Here is a 16584-nt window from a genome sequence, read left to right as displayed (position 1 = left end):
AACCTCTCAAATTTCAACAGGTGCGGTGCACGCTGGAGTGGACACCAAGCTCTGCACGGATTTAGCGAGCGTGTTATGCACTCATTGTTTTAGAAGCGCTTCGCATTCCTCGTTGCACTCCTTGGGCGACGCTCCAGGAGATCTTCGTATTTCTTTGCCGTCTGGTGTGGTGAAGCGCCTTCACCAACACCGGTTATCGGGTTGACGGTAGAGGATGTCATCGTTCCACTCGGCTCACCCCCTCGCGCTTTTTCGGAGTAGCGCGCGCGCAGCCACTCGACCAGATCCTCGTCGATGAACAGCCAATGTTTACTGGGTTTGGCACCAGGAATTTCCCCGGCAACGGCGAGGCGTCGTAGGGTTTCGGGATGCATCCTGAGAAAAGCGGACGCTTCAAGTAGATCGAATGTTTTCAATGAAAGGCCTCCGCGAGTCTCGCGCTCGCCGCTTGGCTTCCAAGATCAAGCGCTGTGAATGAGGCTGTATGAGCGTTTCGTGGATGAGTCGCTCTTCACGGCCCGTTGTGAAGATCCTGAAACAAATAGTAGCAATTTGCTATTCAAAAATAAATAGCAAAATAGTACGACTCCGCACGGACTTTCACTAAGAGCCTATCCCAAAAGGCCGGTAGCCCGCCAAGTGATGATCCCGAGCGCCAGATGGACCATGGCCAAGTAGGTGTCATCGCGCTTCTCCCAGCGCACCAACAGGCGACGGAAGCGATTCATCCAGCTATGTGTGCGCTCCACCACCCAGCGCCGGGGCTTGAAGTCGGGGTGACGCACGACGGCCTCGGCTTCCTCACCCCGCGGGCGAATGTGGGGCGTGAACCCCAACTCCGCAGCGATCGTCCGGACCTCGTCATAGTCATAGCCGGCATCCAGGCACAGGCCCTGTGGTCTCTCGGGCGTGGGGGCGGGACGGGGGACGATGATCCCCTCCAAGGTCGTGCGCGTGAGCTTCATGTCATGGCGGTTGGCCCCGTCGATGGCTACCGCCAGGGGAAGGCCAGCGCCTTCCGTCAACAGGCTGCGCTTGACACCCTGTTTGCCGCGATCCGTCGGGTTGCGCCCCGTTTTTTTGACCCCGCCAGCGGCGCCTTGGTCATCGTCCCATCCAGCGACAGCCACGACCAGTCGATCCCTTGGAGTTCATCGTATTTGAGCACACCGGCCTGCCAGAAACGCTCGAACACCCCGGCCTCCACCCACTCCAGAAACCGTCGATGCGCCGTGCTGCTCGAACAGATCCCGGTGGCGTTGAGCGCATTCCATTGACAGCCGGTGCGCAATACAAACAAGATCCCCTCCATCACCACCCGATCCTCGATGCGGCGCCGATGGCAGCCCAGCGGATGGGACGGCGGCTGGTACACGGGCAACAGGGGGTTGAGCTGGGCCCACAGGGCGTCGGATAACCGCCAACCATCGTCTTGAACCGCCAAGCTCATCGTCGTTCTGACTCCTTTGATCGAGAAAACTTCCGCCGAGAATATCACCTTTTGGGATAGGCTCTAAGCCGCGCAACTCAAGGTCGGAGCGCCAAGGGGGACAGGCTGATGCAGGAGCTGGGATGAAACAGATTGAGGGCAAGCGCGTCGATGACCGTCGATTTGGCCAACTGAGCCGTCATATGTGTACAGCAGTCATATCGGACCAGCGCAGAACACGCTCGGCCAAGATGTCCGGATCATCCTCAACTTCGCAACGCATGTGCTGCATGCTCAGACGCCACGTTGTCATTTCAATGACCTGGTTGATCTGCTGCTGTTGCTTCTGGTCATAGCCTGGCTGACCAACGGGGGGGCGCAGGATGAACAACCCACCGACGTCATCGGGAAACAGACGCCGTGCGGCGTCCAAGTCCGCTTGGGCGCGCAGGGTGTTGAGTTCGCGTGTTTGCGTTGTTTGGTACCAGAGAGAGATGAGGGTGCCAAATCGGTGGTGTGAACGAATCGGCATGTCCAGCCTTTTATTGCCGTCGACAGACCAGATCGGATTGGTCGCCAGCATCGCGGCCGAAAGCGGCGCTTTGCGCACCATCGCCTCGAATACCAGCACGCGTGCGGCTTGCGTATCAATGCAACGGATATTGTTGTTGGCTCTCCGCCGGGCGAAGCTATCCGGTTGCAACGACACGGTTTCCTGGTACAGCTCCTCCAGGATCGCTTCGATGCTGTCGCCGGCCGCGTACTTCAGTACGCTGAAAGCGATGTTGGGGCTTGGAGGGGACTGCGGTACCCCGGTATACGTCCAGTGCTGCCTCAGCAGGTCGATCAGGAACTGCAGCTCATCGAAGTCGAGGCGATCGCCGTATAGACAATGCAGACAGGTGAAGTCAGCCAGTAGTTTGGCGTGGATCTGTCGGTCTTCGGCAACGAATCCGACCCCGATATTGAGCGTCTCGCCATCCGTCAGGTCAGGGGTGAAGCGGATGTTGAACCAATGTCCCTTCACCGCCGGCACCGGCGACGGGCTGGCTTTCAGGCGTAGGTTGGCGTAGAGGCTCATAGACGCTGCATCTGGTAGCGAGCACAAATATGGTGATCCTGGGCGCGATTACCCAAAAACTCCGCCGCGGCTTGTCTTTCCGCGTCGTCTAGCAGGGATACCCACCAGTCTAGTAGATGCTCACTGACCTGTATCAGCGCCTCGCCATGGTAGGCGCACGATTCCCGGGCCAGCCGACGGCGATAGTCTGGCGTGTGCGTCTGTGGCGCAAGCAGCTCGCGCAAACTGTTGGCGTAACGGAGGCTGGTATCCCGCAACGTCTTGGCCGTCCATGTGAGGCCGCCGAACATCTGGCCGTGATCGATGAGCAGATAACGGTGCTTCCCCAGACGCAGTAGGTTGCCCAAATGACGATCGGTGTTTGCAATCCAATCATCGAAAGCCATAAATGAAATCAATTTATCGGTTTTGCGCAGTTCTTCGACGAGGGGGTGCGTGGTATCCAGGGGTTCATCATGGTCCTGAGAGAGCAGGAACCTGAGACTCGGTGCCGCCATATCCAGGGTGCACCAGCCCGGAATCGATTCACCCGGAACCGTATCGGCCCAGGCGGGGCACGCCGGCAGCGCGATCTTCGGCACAAAGATCACCGCCGCGTGTTGAGGAACAGGCAAGCCGATGGCCGCTGCGAGCAAGTGTCCGGTGATCTCGTTGACGAGACCATGGTTGGACTCCGGATAGAACTTGATGTAGACCCGCCGGATCTCACCGTCACTGAAACAGACCCGCGCCAAGTGACTGGCCTCGATTCCGGCCTCTGCTGTAGGTTCGAGATAGCTGCGATAAGCGCCTTCAGTCAGCAGCTCGATCGCCATCCCTGGCCCTGAGTCGCAGTCGGTCGTATTTGCCGTTCGAGCTGGCGAGGCGTGTGGCAATCTGCTGAATGAGTTCGAGATCGATCTCGCTGAGCCGTCCCTCTTCAGCGGCGCGCACAATCTGCTCCAACGCGCGCCGGGCGCGTGGCGAGGTCTGCAAGAGCCGCTGATCGAGCGATGACGGTATCGCGGTGGCGACCGGCGTGTCGTCCTCGGTGCCGTGCGGATGGTCCATCCAACCATGCGGCAAACCGAGTTGCGCCTCGATCCGGCGGGCCACCTCGTCGCCCATCCGGCGCACACCGTTCTTCATCTGGCTCACATGCGAAGAAGCGAGCTCCGTGCGCTCGGCAAATACCCGCAATGACGGGTAGCGACGCAAGAGCGTCTCAAGATTCTCGGTGCGGGCCTGTCGGACGTCCATAGTCTCTGCATAGTAGCAGATTGCTAAGAAAGCGGCCTGTTGCAATCAGCTATTGTCAGGTCAGTAGCATATTGCTATCTTCTTGGTCAGCCATACCGGCAACACGACGGCCCGCGCGCGGCGCCGACCATCTGACCGAGGAGACCACGATGAACAACCGAGAGGGTTTGTCTGTTGGGACGACACTGGGTGGGATCACGATTCTGGCCCTACTCGATGCCGGGCGCTACCGCGTGCGCTATGCCTGTTGCGGACGCGCCGGGATACTGACGCGCAAGCAGATCATCACGCGCCTCCATCGCCCCCAGACGCAATGCCATGCCTGTGGTTGTCGTCGCCGGCGGGCCGCCTCGCGCTTCATTCAACACGATGACCTCCCGGTACATCCAGGCGATCAGCCGCCCAGTGCCGCCTGGCTGCTGGCCATCTACGCACGCGCTGAGGCCGTGGTTCGACGCCGGGCGCTTGACTGAGCCTCTATCCGGCTCACGGCCGCGCCCGGTGCGGTGCGCTCGATTTCTTCACGATTCGCGGAGAGTGGCATGGATGACGACGGTGTTGACCGGGGCGTGCAGTCCTCGCGTGTTCGAGCAGTTGATGCGGCCATGGCCACAGATCCGCCTGAGGGTCTGCTTCCTGTCGCCTTTCATGGCCAAACCCTCTTCATCGCCGAGCATGAAGGCGAACCCTTTACCCCGATGCGCCCGATCGTTGAAGGCATGGGCCTGGACTGGGCGAGCCAGTTCGCCAAACTCAACGCCAATCAGGCACGCTGGGGGGTGGTGACGATCACAATCCCTTCCAAGGGCGGACCGCAGAAGTCGCTGTGCATGCCGGTGCGCAAACTTCCGGCTTTCTTCGCCACGATTCACGCCAGCCGTGTCGCTCCGGAGCTGCGCGAGCGCATTCGCCAGTACCAAATCGAATGCGACGACGTGCTCTGGAATTACTGGCGGCAACGCGGTGCCGTCATCACGCCGGATCGCGATCCGATCCCACCCGAGATCCACGCTGCGATCGAACGGCGTGCCTATTCCCTGAGCCTGAGTCATTACACGGGCCTGCGCGATGATCTGATGGCGGCCGTTCGGCATCAGGCCGAGCGTTATCCGCACGATGTACAGCGGCTTGAGCAGTACGTCGAGCAGGCCGGAGCCCCTGAGAGCGACTTGGTCCTGGTGCACCGGGACGACCTGTGGCGTCTGACCTCCGGTATCGCCTGCGCGGAGTTGCTGCAGCGACGCCTCATGGCCGATCTCCAGGCGCTGGAGGCGGCGACGGGGCGCCTCTGGTATGGACGCGAGAGCGAGGCGCCGAGGAATTAGACATGCCCCGCACCGCGTGGAACGATGATGAGCAGGCGGCACTGCGCGGCTTGTCGATGTTGGCCCAGCTGATCTATCTGCGCGTCTTTCGCCGACGCATGGATTATCGCACCGGGATCGCGGGTGGTCTGGGCCATCGCATTACAGCCACCAGTATCGCCGAGGAGGTGGCGTTTATCCCAGATCCCCGGAGTACGAAGAAGCCCTGGGTACCGACACGCGGCGAGATCCGGGCGGCCATTGCCGAACTCGAGCGCCCGCGCCCGATCGATGGGGATCCTGAGTGGCGCGTATCTCTGCTGATCGAGGCGGGTTCGAGGCTGGACATCGGGTATGTCAAGCAGCTGCCGTTGGCGGATCGGGGTGCGTCTGTCCAAAAAATGAACAACCCAAGAGCGCCCCAAGAACAGCCCACCGACACCAACCCAGTGAACACCCCGCCCCAGGCCACGCCAGGCCACGCCGATCGGGCGTTTGGCGGTCGAGCGCAACCGGATGAGCGACCCGACCGGTCAACCGCGGCGCCAGCGAAGAGCCGCCCCTCCTCTGGAGTTCCGGTATCTGGAAGAGAAGAGGTGCTAACGCACCCTGTGCGCGATGGCCAACCCGTGGCGGCGGTTGGCACACACGGCTCCCCAGCCTCCTCGGCAGCAGCATCCGGCTCACGCTACACCGGCCTCGCGCCCGAGTCGGTCTCGACCGACCCCGATGCGGGGTGCATCGATCCGGTGCTGGTCGTCTTCCGGCATTGGCAGCAGGTGATGAACAAACCCAAGGCCCGGCTGGATGCCAAGCGCCGGGCGGCGGTGGCCGGACGGCTCAAGGACGGCTATCCGGTGGCCGACTTGCTCACGGCGATCAATGGCTGCAAGGCTTCGGCCTGGCATCAAGGGCGCAACGATCGGCAGCGCCCGTTCAACGATCTCGGTCTGATTTGTCGCGATAGCGCGCACGTCGAGCAGTTCATCGAGCTGGCGCGTGGTCAGCAGGCGGCGGATGCCAAGCTAGAGGCCTTTCTCAACGGCGCGGCCCATCCGCACACCCTGGAGGGCGAATTCCATGTTGTTCGACAGTGAGCGGCAGGCGTTTTCTGATTTGCTGGACGAAATCGGGGAGCACTACGGCCGTGTGGTTTCGGGCGCCACCAAGATGACCTGGTGGCGTCTGCTGGCCAATCAGCTGGATCTGGAGACGCTGCGTCAGGTGCTGGACCGGCATCTGCTCGACGCCGAGCGCGGACGCTTCTTTCCCCAGCCGTCGGATGTCTTGACGCTGGTCGAGCGTCTCCAGGGCGGTCGACCGGGTGCGGATGAAGCCTGGGCGCTGGCCCTGGAGAGCTTCGATGAAGCGGTGACGGTGTGCGTCACCGATGAGATCCTGATGGCGGTGCAGGCAGCGGCGCCAGTCTGGGCGATCGGTGACGGCATCGGCGCCCGCATGGCGTTCAAAACGGCTTACGAGCGTCTGGTGGCCGAACATCGCGTGCTGGGGCGACGGCCGCAGTGGCAGCTGTCGCTGGGGTGGGATGCGGCGCGTCGAACCGCTGTCGTGCAGCGGGCGGTGGCGTCTGGACGACTCTCGCGCGATCAGGTCGGGCATCTGCTGCCGCCACCCGAGGTATCCGCACAAATCCCCACGTCGGCTGAATCCTGCGAGACACAGCCGGCCCTGGCATTGGATCGGACCAATGTCAGGCGACAGTGGTTGCAGCGGATACATGAAGCCATCCAGCGCGGCGCACCACCTCCGGTGGCCGAACGTCGTGAAAATCGTGCGGCACGCGAACGTGAACGCTTTGCCCAGCTTAAGCGAGACGCCTTGGCCAAGTTAGAGCGGCGGCGCAACACGCCGGCGGACACGACGGCGCCGACGAATGGGTCCGAGACGGGCTGACGGGTGATCAAGGACTGGACACAGCCTGCTTCTCATTGCCGAAGCGCGGTTGTGTGGAGGTGCCTTCAGCCAGCATGACTCAACCGGCTACCGGACGCGCCAATCCCGCCCGCCAGTCCTCGACGAAGGCCTCGATGGATTCGATGAAGTCAGGATCATGCTCGGTGCGGTTGATGGTGACATGGATCAGGACACCCGCTCCCGCCGGGGCCGGAGCGGTCAGTGTCCAGGCCAAGGCATTGGGGCAGGTCGGCAACGTGAAGCGCACGCCCTCCCGGATGCACTCGCGGCGCACCTGGAACTGTCCCCAGAGACAGTAGATCTCTCCTTGATCGCGCGCATCGTCCCAATGCAGCACGCGATCGATGGAGGCACAGAGCGCACTCAGACGCGGTCCGGTCATGTGTCGTTGAAGTGACTCAGCGGTCCAGTCAGCCGGCGCTGTGGCGAAGAATTCCATGGGTGCTTCCAGGGTGGTCGGGATCGGAAATCGTGGATGATAGCCCGAAGCCGACCCCGCGCACTGTCCGTCAGGAGATCCGTCATGCCCATCGATCGGGCTGCACTCGAACGCGCTCGCGCCGCCTATACCGCGCGACTGCGCTGTGTCGTCGCCGGCGAGACGGTCTGCGTACAAGCCAGCGGCTACTATGGCGGCTGGATCACCGCCGAGATCGTCGAGCCGTTCAAGGGCGAGCCGGGGACGGGACATTGGTAGGCGTCCGCCGTGACCACCAGGCCGCCAGCATGGCCCCGGACAGGTTGTGCCAGACCGAGAACAGCGCCCCCGGCAGTGCGGCCGCCGCCGGAAAGGATTTGAGCGCCAGGGCGGCGGCCAGCCCCGAGTTCTGCATCCCGACCTCGATGGCCAGGGTCCGGGCGCGGACTGCGTCCTGCCCGAACGCCCGCGCCCCCCAATAGCCTAGCGTCAGTCCCAGCCCATTGTGCAGCATCACCGCCACCACCAGCCCCAGACCGACCGTGGCCAGTCGCCCGGCATTGAGCGCGACGACGATGGCGATGATGACCAGGATCGCCAGCACCGACACACCCGGCATCCAGGACCGGACCTGTCCGAGCCGGCGCCCGGCGAAGCGGTTGACCACGACCCCGGCGATGACCGGCAACAGCACCACCAGCGCGATGGACTTCAGCATCTCCCCCACCGGGACCGTCACCCAGGCGTCGGCATAGACCCAGGTCAGCCAGGGCGTGAGCACGACGGCCAGCAGGGTCGAGGCGGCGGTCAGACTGATCGAGAGCGCCACATCGCCGCGTGCCAGATAACAGATGACGTTCGAGGCCGTGCCGCCGGGGGCGGCGCCGACCAGCACCATTCCCACCAGCAGCTCGGGCGGCAGTGCCAGTGCCTGCGCGAGTGACCAGCCGATCAGCGGCATCAGACCAAACTGCAAGCACAGCCCCAGACCGATGAGCGCCGGTCGGCGGGCAATGGCCAGGAAATCGGCGGGGCGCAGGGTGGCGCCCATGCCGAACATCACCACACCCAAGAGCGGCATCACCGCCGCGCGCCAGTCCGACAGCGTCTCAGGAGCGATGAAGCCGATGAGGCCCGCCAGCAACGCCCAAAGCGGGAACAGCCGGGTCAGGATGGCTCCTGGGATCGGCGGATGTCCGTCGCCGATCGTATCGCGACTGGGTCGACTCGTCATGGCTCAGGTCACCGCCGGAGCCTGATGCAGAAAGCGGTCCTCACTGAGCTGCCGCAATACGAAGTCAGCGACATCGGCGCGACTGACCCGCCCGGCCTTGAGCGTCGGATCGGTCCCGAACTGATAGGCACCGGTGTGCGGACCATCGGTCAGGCCGCCGGGGCGCACGATGATCCAGTCCAGACCGCTCGCCTTCACCAGCCGTTCTTGCTCGGCCTTGGCCTCCAGGATCGCCTTGAGCGTCAGGTCCATGATCAGCCGCCAGGGCCAGGCCAGCTGGGCGCGACTCTCGCCGACCCCGAGCGAGGTCACGACCACCAGCCGACGCACGCCCTGATCCGGCATGGCGCTGAGGATGCGTTCGGTGCCGCGTGCCTCGATCGGGGTCTTGGACCCATGCGAGCCGAGCACGCAGACGACGGCGTCCGTCCCGGCGAGACAGCGCGCGACCGCTGCCGGATCGAGCACATCGCCGGTGACGAGCGTCAGATCGGGGTGCGGGGTGAGCTTGGACGGATCGCGGACCAGGGCCGTGATCCGGTGGCCCTGCTCCAGGGCCTGTGCCACGACCTGCCGGCCGGTGCCGCCGGTGGCGCCAAACAGTGCGATGTGCATCGGTGTGTCCTCGGTGTCGTTTGAACCTGGATCCAATCTGGGGACTCGTTGCCCGCTTCCAGTCCTGGTCGGCTCGCGTCCCCAATCATGACCGCGATGGTGTTGGCCATGCAGGCCCAGGACGTCACACTATTGTCGTGCCTCGACGCCGCGTTCGGTGCGCTTACTCGCCCAGAACCGCCACGCGAAGCGCCGCGATCTCCGACTCGTCCCAGTCGCGCCGCTCCTCCAAGTGTCCCCACACCGGTCGTGGCCAACAGGCATCGCCGGGGCGACGCCCAATGATATGGATGTGGAGCTGTGGGACCAGATTCCCGATCCAGGCGACGTTGATCCTGGGATAGCCCAGGGTGCGCAGGGCATCCGAAACGCGCGTGCAATCGGCCAGAACGGCGTCCCGGTGCGCGGTCGGCAGATCCAGGAGATTGGCCAGATCGGTTTCAGGGACCAGGATGAACCAGGGTACGGCGCCGTTGCGATGCAGCAGCAGGTGGGTTGCGGGCAAGCGCCCGAGGACATGACCGTCGGCCAGGAGCTGGGGATGGAGGGCGAAGGACGGCATGATGACCTCGAATCGACAGGATGGGCCGGCTCACTGTGGAACCGGTTCAGCGTCGAGCGGATCGCCGTCAAGCGACGGCTTGTGGAAACCGCGCTGGTCGACCGCTTTATAGACCTTGGCGCAGCGGACGTCCCCGTCGGCGCGCACCACATAGACGGCTGCCTCCTTGCCGCTTTTGAGCGCGCCGAGGACTTCATCGATCAGTCCTTCATGGACTAGCGGTTCGAGACGTTTGGGAATTTTCATGGGCGTCTGGCGTTAGAAGTCGGGAGGACGGACCGGGATGGAGCACTCCGGGTCGCGCGTGGCCTGAAGGATGATCCGGCGAAACGGAGCACGCCCCTCGGGCCTCACGCACCAGCAGGATATCATTGCACGCCCAGACACATGGAGAGACCGCCACATGCCTGCCGTCGACAAGCCCTATGCCGAGTCCTGCGACCAGAACCGTGACCCCATTCTGGCCGTGCTCGCACCCCTGTTACGGTCGCGCCGTCGACTGCTCGAAATCGGCAGCGGTACCGGACAGCATGCGGTCTACTGTGCGGCCGCCCTCCCCCATCTGACCTGGCAATGCAGCGATCGGGCCGAGCAGCTTCCAGGGATCCGCCTGTGGATTGCGGAGGCGGGCCTGAGCAACCTCCCGCCGCCACTCGAACTCGATGTGCTGAAGCCCTGGCCGGCCGAGTGCTTCGAGGCCATCTTCAGCGCCAATACCGCCCACATCATGAGCCTGGAGGCCGTCGAGGCGATGTTCGCCGGTGTCGGCGCCCACCTGGAACCGGGCGGCCTCTTCGCACTCTACGGCCCCTTCAGTCGTGATGGCCGGCACACCAGTCCGAGCAATGCCCGTTTCGATGCCTGGCTGCGCGACCAGGATCCGGCGATGGGGGTACGCGACCAGCGCCAGCTCGAGCCATTCGCGGCGGCGCATGGCTTGCAACTCGTCGCCGAGCACGCCATGCCGGTGAACAACTTCACACTGGTGTGGGAGCGGAACTGAACCGGCGGTTGGGGCGAGGCTCCATATGGAGCATTGTCTAAAACCCGGTCGACGCCACCGGCGTCTATGTCGACAGATTCGACGCCTGGAGCGAGCCCCCGATTCTGGACATCAAGCCGGTGCTCGCCGGCGAATGAGACTTGCCGCCACTCGGTGCAGATTGCAGACTTCCAAGTTATACGAAGCGGCTACGCGCTTCGATGTCGCCCGAGATCCGAGATCATCATGGACATCCAACCCATCAAGACCGAATCCGACGATCAAGCCGCCCTGCGCGAGATCGAGTGCCTGATGCCGGCTGAGTTCGATCGATGATCCGGCAACGGCATCGCGATCTCGGGATGCCGCCGGAAAGCCTGATCCGGCCGTCGAGCCATCCGGAAGCTTATCCGCTCCAGTTCACACGCGCGAAAAGCGCACCCTTCCCCGAATCCAGGACAGGAACCGCCGATGACGCCCGCCCACGCGCTCGTGTTGAGCTTGGCCAAACGCTGGCTGAGCGATGTGCTGCCACCCTCCGTCAAGCAGGAACTGGCCGCGGACTTCTCCATTGCCGAGGACGTCCTGGCCAACCACCCCGTCGCCTCGGCCTGGCAGGAGAACACCCGGCTCCAGCAACACTGGGACGAGATCCTCGAAGAGCCGCCCGCCGATCCCGCTCTGGCCGATGCGCTGCGCCAGACCCTGTTCGAAGGCCGTCAGGTCGAGGTCGATTACCGCAAGCAAGGTGCGACCCAGCAGGCGCGGCTGCATCCCTTCGGCTGGACCCAACGCAATGGCGTGCAGTATCTGGCCTGCACCTTCTGGGACTATGCCAACCCGCGCTGGCTGGCCGTACATCGGGTGCAGGCGGTGACGCCCCTCGATGCACCCGCACGCCCGCCGCTCACCCCGGAACAGCGGGCGGCGTTTCTCGACCGCTCACCGGTTCCGGCGACCGCCGCGCACGGCGCCGTGATCGCGCTGGACGTCGAGTTCCAGTCCGCGCTCTATGACGCCATTCGTGAGCGCCCGCCGCGCGGTACTCAGAAGATCGATCCGCCCGCCGACGGCTGGTTTCGTCTGCGGGCCGAGGTGCCGGATACGCTCGGGCTGCGCTGGTGGCTGCTTGGGTTCAACGCCCAGGTGCGGATCCTGCAACCGGAGTCGCTCAAACGCGAATTACAGGGGCTGCTGTTTGACCGGCTGACCGGGCTGGTCAACCGGCACGAATGCGAGCGCGTCCTGCAGCGGCGTCTGGCCGAGACCCGGCGCACCCATCAGCCGCTGTCGCTGGTGCTGCTGGACCTCGATCACTTCAAACAGGTCAACGACGGCTTCGGGCACGACTTCGGTGATCGGGCGCTGAAGCATGTCGCCCAGTGCCTGAGCCAGACCTGTCGCACCATGGATCTGGCGGTACGCTATGGCGGCGAGGAGTTCCTGATTCTGCTCCCCAACACCACCGGCTCGGACGCGGTCGTGATCGCCGAGCGCCTGCGCGGCACACTGGAGCGCACCCCCCTGACGCTGACGCCGGAGGCCATGGAACACCACGCCCGGCTCGGACCCGACCGGCCGAGCGAGGTGCGCCTGAAACGGGAAGGAGAGGCACTGTACCTGACCGCCAGTCTGGGCGTGGCGAGCGAGACGGGACAGACGGCTGGGGAGCTCGATGACTTGGCTAAACAGCTGCTCGATCGCGTCGACAAGGCCCTGTATCGGGCCAAGCATGAAGGGCGCAATCGCGTCTGCACCGATGATGGCGCGTTAGCCGGGTGACAGTCGCCTGGGGTCCGGAAAACATCCCCTTTGAAGCCTCCTGGCGGCACAGCGGCCCGTGTCACCTGAGAGAGCGCCCACAGCCTCTCTCGGCCACAGTGGCGTGGACGTTGATATCCCGGTGATAGCCTCTGCCGGTAGCGGGGTTAAAGCGGTTCCAGGCCGTAGAGTTTGGCCATCTTCGCCGCCTGTGAGGCCAGGATCCGGCGTAGCTCGGATGGTGCGACCACCTCGACATTGTCCCCCGCCCCCAACAGCCAGCGCAGCAGTTGGCCGGTCGAGGGCACGCTGGCCCGGACACGGATTTTGAAATCCGCGCCCTCGGGTTCCGCCGTGCATTGCTGGTCCGGTGACAGTGGACAGTCAGGAAGCACGCGAGCCAGATAGCCACGCACCCGCAATTCCAGTTCGATCCAGTCGCCTTGCCCGAAATCGGCGTATCCGTCCTCAATGGCGTGCTCCAGATCGAACGCCGGTGCCTGACGCGCCGCGATCGCAGGTTGGGCTTCGGCGCGCGTCATCCGTTGCAGGGCATACAGCCGTACCGGCTCATCCTCGTCGTTCTTGAGCGCGAAGAGATAGGGAATCGGGCCGCGCTGAATCAGGGCCTGGGGATGGAGCAGGGCCGACTGCTCGTCACCTTCAGCCTTTTTGTAATCCACATCGAGGGCATAGCCCTTGGCCAGGGCGGTGATGACTTCGATGAGCACGGCTTCCTTGAGCGCCACCGGCTGTAAGCGCAGCGTATCCGGAATGACGCGCAGACGACGCGCATCGAGCTTGACCGCGTCCGGGTCGTTGAGCAGTCGCTCCCACAACCGATTGAGGTCACGCCGTGGCACGGTATCCGCGATCAGATCGCGAATCTGCTGGAGCGCGGTGTTCCAGACGTGCGCGTCTTGATCCCGCCATTGTTCCTTGCGGCGTCGATAGCGCAACGGTCGCCCGCCCGGATTGGCTTCCTCGATGCGCTCATCCTCGATCAGCGTCCTGAGATCGTACTGCAAGATACGGCGACGACTGGTGTCGTTCTTCGCCTCCGCATAGGCATTGGCGAGCCGTTTGAGCAACCGAGTCCCATCGGGGCACTGATCCGGGTGCGTTCCAGGCGGCGGCAACAGCTCGAACAGGCGTTCGAGTCGCTCGATCCGCGCTTGATGCGCGGCCAGTGGCGGTGGCTGGTGTTTCGTTTGAACGATCATGAACGGCATCTTAGGCGAAAAACGCTTTCGCGTCGATCGGGTTCAATGCCTTCCAAGCGCGGTATCCAGCCGCGCGATCATCGATCGCAACCGGGAGGCCTCCGCCATGTCACGCCCCAAGAAACACCCGCCGCTGTCTTCGCGCGAACTGCTCGAGCGCATCGGCCTGAACGAAGAGCACCCCACCAATCTGCTCGTCGACGAGCCGCTCGACGATCTGCGCGGCGATCTCGGCGGCGCCCTGCGCGAGCGCTATCAGTCGCTCGTCCAGACGCATCGCTTCGCCCCCGGCGATCTGGTGACCTGGAAAGCGGGCTTGAAGAACAAGCGTCATCCCCGCTATGGCCAGCCGGCCGTGGTGGTCGAGGTGCTGGAGACGCCGCTGCGCGATGGCGAGGACGACTCGGGCAGCACCTACTTTCGCGAACCGCTCGACCTGGTGCTCGGCCACATCTGGGATTCCGATCCCGGACGCGGCGAGCTGATGGTCTTTCACTACGACAGCCGTCGTTTCCAACCCTGGACCGAGGAGCGTTGATCATGCCTGCTGCACACACATTCTGGCGTACCGATGTCGAGGCCATTCCCGCCGTCGAGCGGCGGTTGGCGCTCTATGCCCTGCAACTGATTGAGGATGCACCCGATTTCAAGAAGACCCGGCTCCAGGAGCGCGACGTCCTCGGTGCCCTCTGGCCACTGCTGCGGTCGAGCATCAAGCCGCGCGCGATCGCGGCCTGCGTGACGCGCCCGGACGAGATCGACGATCTCGATGCCGAGCCGCACATCGACTGGGACGACGACGACCTGCCGCTGAGCGATCGCCGTCTGCGCGAGCGGCTGCGGCAGGGCTTCGAGTCGGTCCCGCACACGCTCATCAGGCGACTGACGAAGGCCGAGGCGGACGTGACGCTGTCGCCCACCGTCGCCCTGTTGGTCGAGCAGTTGGCCCTGGATGCGACGACGCAACGGGTGCTGGAATTTTTCGATCTCTATACCCTCTCCGAGCCGTTGCGGCAACTATTGCGTGCCTGCGGGACCGCTCCAGGCCGCGTCAATCTGCCGCGACTGGCGGCCCTGCTGGGACTGCCGGCGCCGACCCTGCGCGCCGCTCTCCAGCGCACGGCGCCGCTGCGCGCTTTGGGTCTGGCGCGCTATGACGCCGATCAATCCGATCTGGAGGATTTCCTGCGCCCGAGCGAGCTGTTGCGCGAGCTGCTCGACAGTGCACCCGCCGACGGTTCGCAACTGCTGGCCCAACTGATCGAGCCGGCGCCGGCGGCGGTCTGGCCGCTGGAGTCCTTTCCGCATCTGGCGCGTGAGGCCGAGCGGCTCACCGAGACCCTGGGCGAGGCGGCGCGCACGGGCGCGGGCGGGGTCAATGCCCTGCTCTACGGCGAACCCGGTACCGGCAAGACCGAACTGGCGCGCGCCGTGGCGGCGGCGGCCGGGCTGACGGCCTATCAGGTGCGCAGTGCCGACGAGGATCAAGATGGACTGGTGCGCGAGGGACGGCTGGCGGCCTATCTGCTCGCACAGCGGCTGTTGGCACGCCGCCCGGATGTGGTGCTGATCTTCGACGAGGTCGAGGATGTCTTCGACAGCGACAATTCGCTCGCGGCGCTACTGCGCGGCGGGGCCGTCACCGGACGGCAGAAGGGTTGGATGAACCGGATTCTGGAGGAGAACCCGGTGCCGGCGCTCTGGATCGCCAATCGCACCGACGGCATGGATCCGGCGTTTCTGCGACGCTTCCTGGTGCCGGTGCCCTGTGTCACGCCGCCGCGCTCGGTGCGCCGGCAGATGGCCGAGCGCCATCTGGGCGAGACCGGGCTGTCGCCGACCCTGCTCGATGAGCTGGCCGCCGATCCCTTGCTCGCCCCCGCCCAGCTCGGCGCGGCCCGGCGTCTGCTGGAGTTGCGTCCGGGGGCGGAACCCGAGACGACGGTCCGCGAGGGGATGGCGGCGCTGCGCACGCTGTTGCATGGGTCGCCCGCGCCGCGTCGGCGTGAACCGGCGACCGAGTTCGATGTGGCCTATCTGAATCTCGGCGGCGGACTCTCGCCGAGCGCGATCGCGCGGGCGTTGCACCGTGAAGGGCGCGGCACGCTCTGTTTCTATGGTCCGCCCGGAACCGGCAAGACGGCGTTCGCCGAGGTGCTGGCCGAGGCGCTCGATCGCGAGCTGGTGGCGCGTCAGGCGTCCGATCTGCTCTCGCCCTATGTTGGGGAGACCGAGCACAACCTGGCGCGGTTGTTCCGCGAGTTCGATCCCAGTCGCAGCGTGCTGTTGCTCGATGAGGTCGACAGCTTCCTCAGCGATCGTCGTCAGGCCCAGCACAGTTGGGAGCGGACCCAGGTCAATGAGCTGCTGCAACAGATGGAGCGGTTTTCGGGGATCTTCATCGCCGCGACCAACCTGATGAGCGGGATCGATGGGGCGGCGCTGCGCCGGTTCGACTTCAAGCTGTCGTTCCAGGCGTTGACGGCGGCGCAGCGGGTGGCGCTCTTCGCGCGTGAGGTGTTCGGGGAGGCCACGGCGCCGATGGCGCCAGAGTGGGTGCGTCACCTCGAACAGCTGGCGGGGCTGACGCCGGGGGATTTTGCCACGGTCTGCCGCCAGCAGCGGTTGCTCGGTGAGGCGTTCACGCCGGAGCAGTTCATCAAGCGGCTGGTGGTGGAGTGGCAGCTCAAGGGCGAGTCGTTGGCGGCGGTGGCTTGAGTTCCTGGTGCGCCGGCCGCGCGCCGGCCACCATGACGCCGCGTTGTGATTGAATCCGGGTGTGGCCCCACGATTCGGAGACG

General features: G+C 64.6%; 19 protein-coding genes and 1 pseudogene. 9 read left to right on the top strand and 11 right to left on the bottom strand.

Features of this window, described 5'->3' with window-relative positions; all coding sequences use genetic code 11:
- Window positions 1-89: 89 nt before the first annotated feature.
- The 5 genes and pseudogenes from HW932_RS03385 to HW932_RS03365 form a co-directional block, all read right to left on the bottom strand.
- The gene (locus HW932_RS03385; RefSeq protein ID WP_176975086.1) at window positions 90-416 is read right to left on the bottom strand and encodes a helix-turn-helix domain-containing protein; all 327 of its coding nucleotides are present in this window, start codon (window positions 414-416) and stop codon (window positions 90-92) included.
- A gap of 195 nt (window positions 417-611) precedes the next feature.
- Window positions 612-1450, bottom strand: a pseudogene (locus HW932_RS03380) (IS5 family transposase).
- Window positions 1451-1628: 178 nt separating this feature from the next.
- A complete protein-coding gene (locus tag HW932_RS03375) occupies window positions 1629-2510 on the bottom strand; it encodes a hypothetical protein (RefSeq protein WP_176975084.1) in 882 nt (293 codons plus the stop codon).
- Window positions 2507-3325 (bottom strand): HipA family kinase, encoded by an 819-nt coding sequence (locus HW932_RS03370; RefSeq protein WP_176975083.1) that lies wholly within the window; start codon window positions 3323-3325, stop codon window positions 2507-2509. The genes HW932_RS03375 and HW932_RS03370 overlap by 4 nt, the downstream gene beginning before the upstream one ends.
- Entirely contained in the window at window positions 3303-3749 is a 447-nt protein-coding gene (locus HW932_RS03365) for a hypothetical protein (protein ID WP_176975082.1), read from the bottom strand. Before HW932_RS03365 ends, HW932_RS03370 begins: the two co-directional genes overlap by 23 nt.
- A gap of 149 nt (window positions 3750-3898) precedes the next feature.
- Between HW932_RS03365 and HW932_RS03360 the strand changes: the two genes are divergently transcribed.
- The 4 genes from HW932_RS03360 to HW932_RS03345 all read left to right on the top strand — a co-directional run bounded on the left by HW932_RS03360 (window position 3899) and on the right by HW932_RS03345 (window position 6967).
- Window positions 3899-4222 carry a hypothetical protein gene (locus tag HW932_RS03360; RefSeq protein ID WP_176975081.1) on the top strand — a complete coding sequence of 108 codons (324 nt, stop codon included), beginning with the start codon at window positions 3899-3901 and terminating at the stop codon, window positions 4220-4222.
- A 132-nt stretch (window positions 4223-4354) separates the two neighbouring features.
- Window positions 4355-5074, top strand: coding sequence for a phage antirepressor N-terminal domain-containing protein (locus HW932_RS03355; protein ID WP_176975080.1), 720 nt, complete (start codon window positions 4355-4357; stop codon window positions 5072-5074).
- Between the two features lie 2 nt (window positions 5075-5076).
- Window positions 5077-6150, top strand: coding sequence for a hypothetical protein (locus HW932_RS03350; protein WP_176975079.1), 1074 nt, complete (start codon window positions 5077-5079; stop codon window positions 6148-6150).
- Entirely contained in the window at window positions 6134-6967 is an 834-nt protein-coding gene (locus tag HW932_RS03345; RefSeq protein ID WP_176975078.1) for a hypothetical protein, read from the top strand. Before HW932_RS03350 ends, HW932_RS03345 begins: the two co-directional genes overlap by 17 nt.
- 79 nt (window positions 6968-7046) lie before the next feature.
- Here the strand turns inward: HW932_RS03345 and HW932_RS03340 are convergent, their stop codons facing one another.
- On the bottom strand, window positions 7047-7427 hold the full coding sequence (locus HW932_RS03340) for a hypothetical protein (RefSeq protein WP_176975077.1): 381 nt from the start codon (window positions 7425-7427) through the stop codon (window positions 7047-7049).
- Between the two features lie 84 nt (window positions 7428-7511).
- Between HW932_RS03340 and HW932_RS03335 the strand changes: the two genes are divergently transcribed.
- On the top strand, window positions 7512-7685 hold the full coding sequence (locus HW932_RS03335) for a hypothetical protein (protein WP_176974926.1): 174 nt from the start codon (window positions 7512-7514) through the stop codon (window positions 7683-7685).
- On the opposite strand, the gene HW932_RS03330 is transcribed toward HW932_RS03335, so the two are convergent.
- From HW932_RS03330 to HW932_RS03315, 4 genes are all read right to left on the bottom strand, one after another.
- The gene (locus HW932_RS03330; RefSeq protein ID WP_176975076.1) at window positions 7654-8640 is read right to left on the bottom strand and encodes a bile acid:sodium symporter family protein; all 987 of its coding nucleotides are present in this window, start codon (window positions 8638-8640) and stop codon (window positions 7654-7656) included. The two genes, HW932_RS03335 and HW932_RS03330, sit on opposite strands and share 32 nt — an antisense overlap.
- Window positions 8641-8643: 3 nt before the next feature.
- A complete protein-coding gene (locus HW932_RS03325) occupies window positions 8644-9255 on the bottom strand; it encodes an NAD(P)-dependent oxidoreductase (protein WP_176975075.1) in 612 nt (203 codons plus the stop codon).
- A gap of 163 nt (window positions 9256-9418) precedes the next feature.
- On the bottom strand, window positions 9419-9817 hold the full coding sequence (locus HW932_RS03320) for an HIT domain-containing protein (RefSeq protein ID WP_176975074.1): 399 nt from the start codon (window positions 9815-9817) through the stop codon (window positions 9419-9421).
- A gap of 30 nt (window positions 9818-9847) precedes the next feature.
- A complete protein-coding gene (locus HW932_RS03315) occupies window positions 9848-10063 on the bottom strand; it encodes a hypothetical protein (RefSeq protein WP_425485086.1) in 216 nt (71 codons plus the stop codon).
- Between the two features lie 157 nt (window positions 10064-10220).
- Between HW932_RS03315 and HW932_RS03310 the strand changes: the two genes are divergently transcribed.
- Both HW932_RS03310 and HW932_RS03305 read left to right on the top strand, forming a co-directional pair.
- Complete coding sequence (locus HW932_RS03310; protein WP_176975073.1) at window positions 10221-10820, top strand: DUF938 domain-containing protein; 600 nt, start codon at window positions 10221-10223, stop codon at window positions 10818-10820.
- Window positions 10821-11270: 450 nt separating this feature from the next.
- Window positions 11271-12581, top strand: a complete 1311-nt coding sequence (locus tag HW932_RS03305; protein WP_176975072.1) for a GGDEF domain-containing protein — start codon at window positions 11271-11273, stop codon at window positions 12579-12581.
- 146 nt (window positions 12582-12727) lie between these two features.
- Here the strand turns inward: HW932_RS03305 and HW932_RS03300 are convergent, their stop codons facing one another.
- Window positions 12728-13783, bottom strand: a complete 1056-nt coding sequence (locus HW932_RS03300) for a helix-turn-helix transcriptional regulator (protein ID WP_176975071.1) — start codon at window positions 13781-13783, stop codon at window positions 12728-12730.
- A gap of 106 nt (window positions 13784-13889) precedes the next feature.
- Between HW932_RS03300 and HW932_RS03295 the strand changes: the two genes are divergently transcribed.
- Both HW932_RS03295 and HW932_RS03290 read left to right on the top strand, forming a co-directional pair.
- On the top strand, window positions 13890-14321 hold the full coding sequence (locus HW932_RS03295) for a hypothetical protein (RefSeq protein ID WP_176975070.1): 432 nt from the start codon (window positions 13890-13892) through the stop codon (window positions 14319-14321).
- 2 nt (window positions 14322-14323) lie between these two features.
- Window positions 14324-16501: an AAA family ATPase gene (locus HW932_RS03290; RefSeq protein ID WP_176975069.1), complete on the top strand. Its 2178-nt coding sequence runs from the start codon at window positions 14324-14326 to the stop codon at window positions 16499-16501.
- Window positions 16502-16584 lie beyond the last annotated feature (83 nt).

This window comes from Allochromatium humboldtianum (assembly GCF_013385175.1).
Classification (GTDB): domain Bacteria; phylum Pseudomonadota; class Gammaproteobacteria; order Chromatiales; family Chromatiaceae; genus Thermochromatium; species Thermochromatium humboldtianum.
Note: the sequence above shows the minus strand (reverse complement) of the source record. Positions and strands in the feature narration are given on the sequence as shown.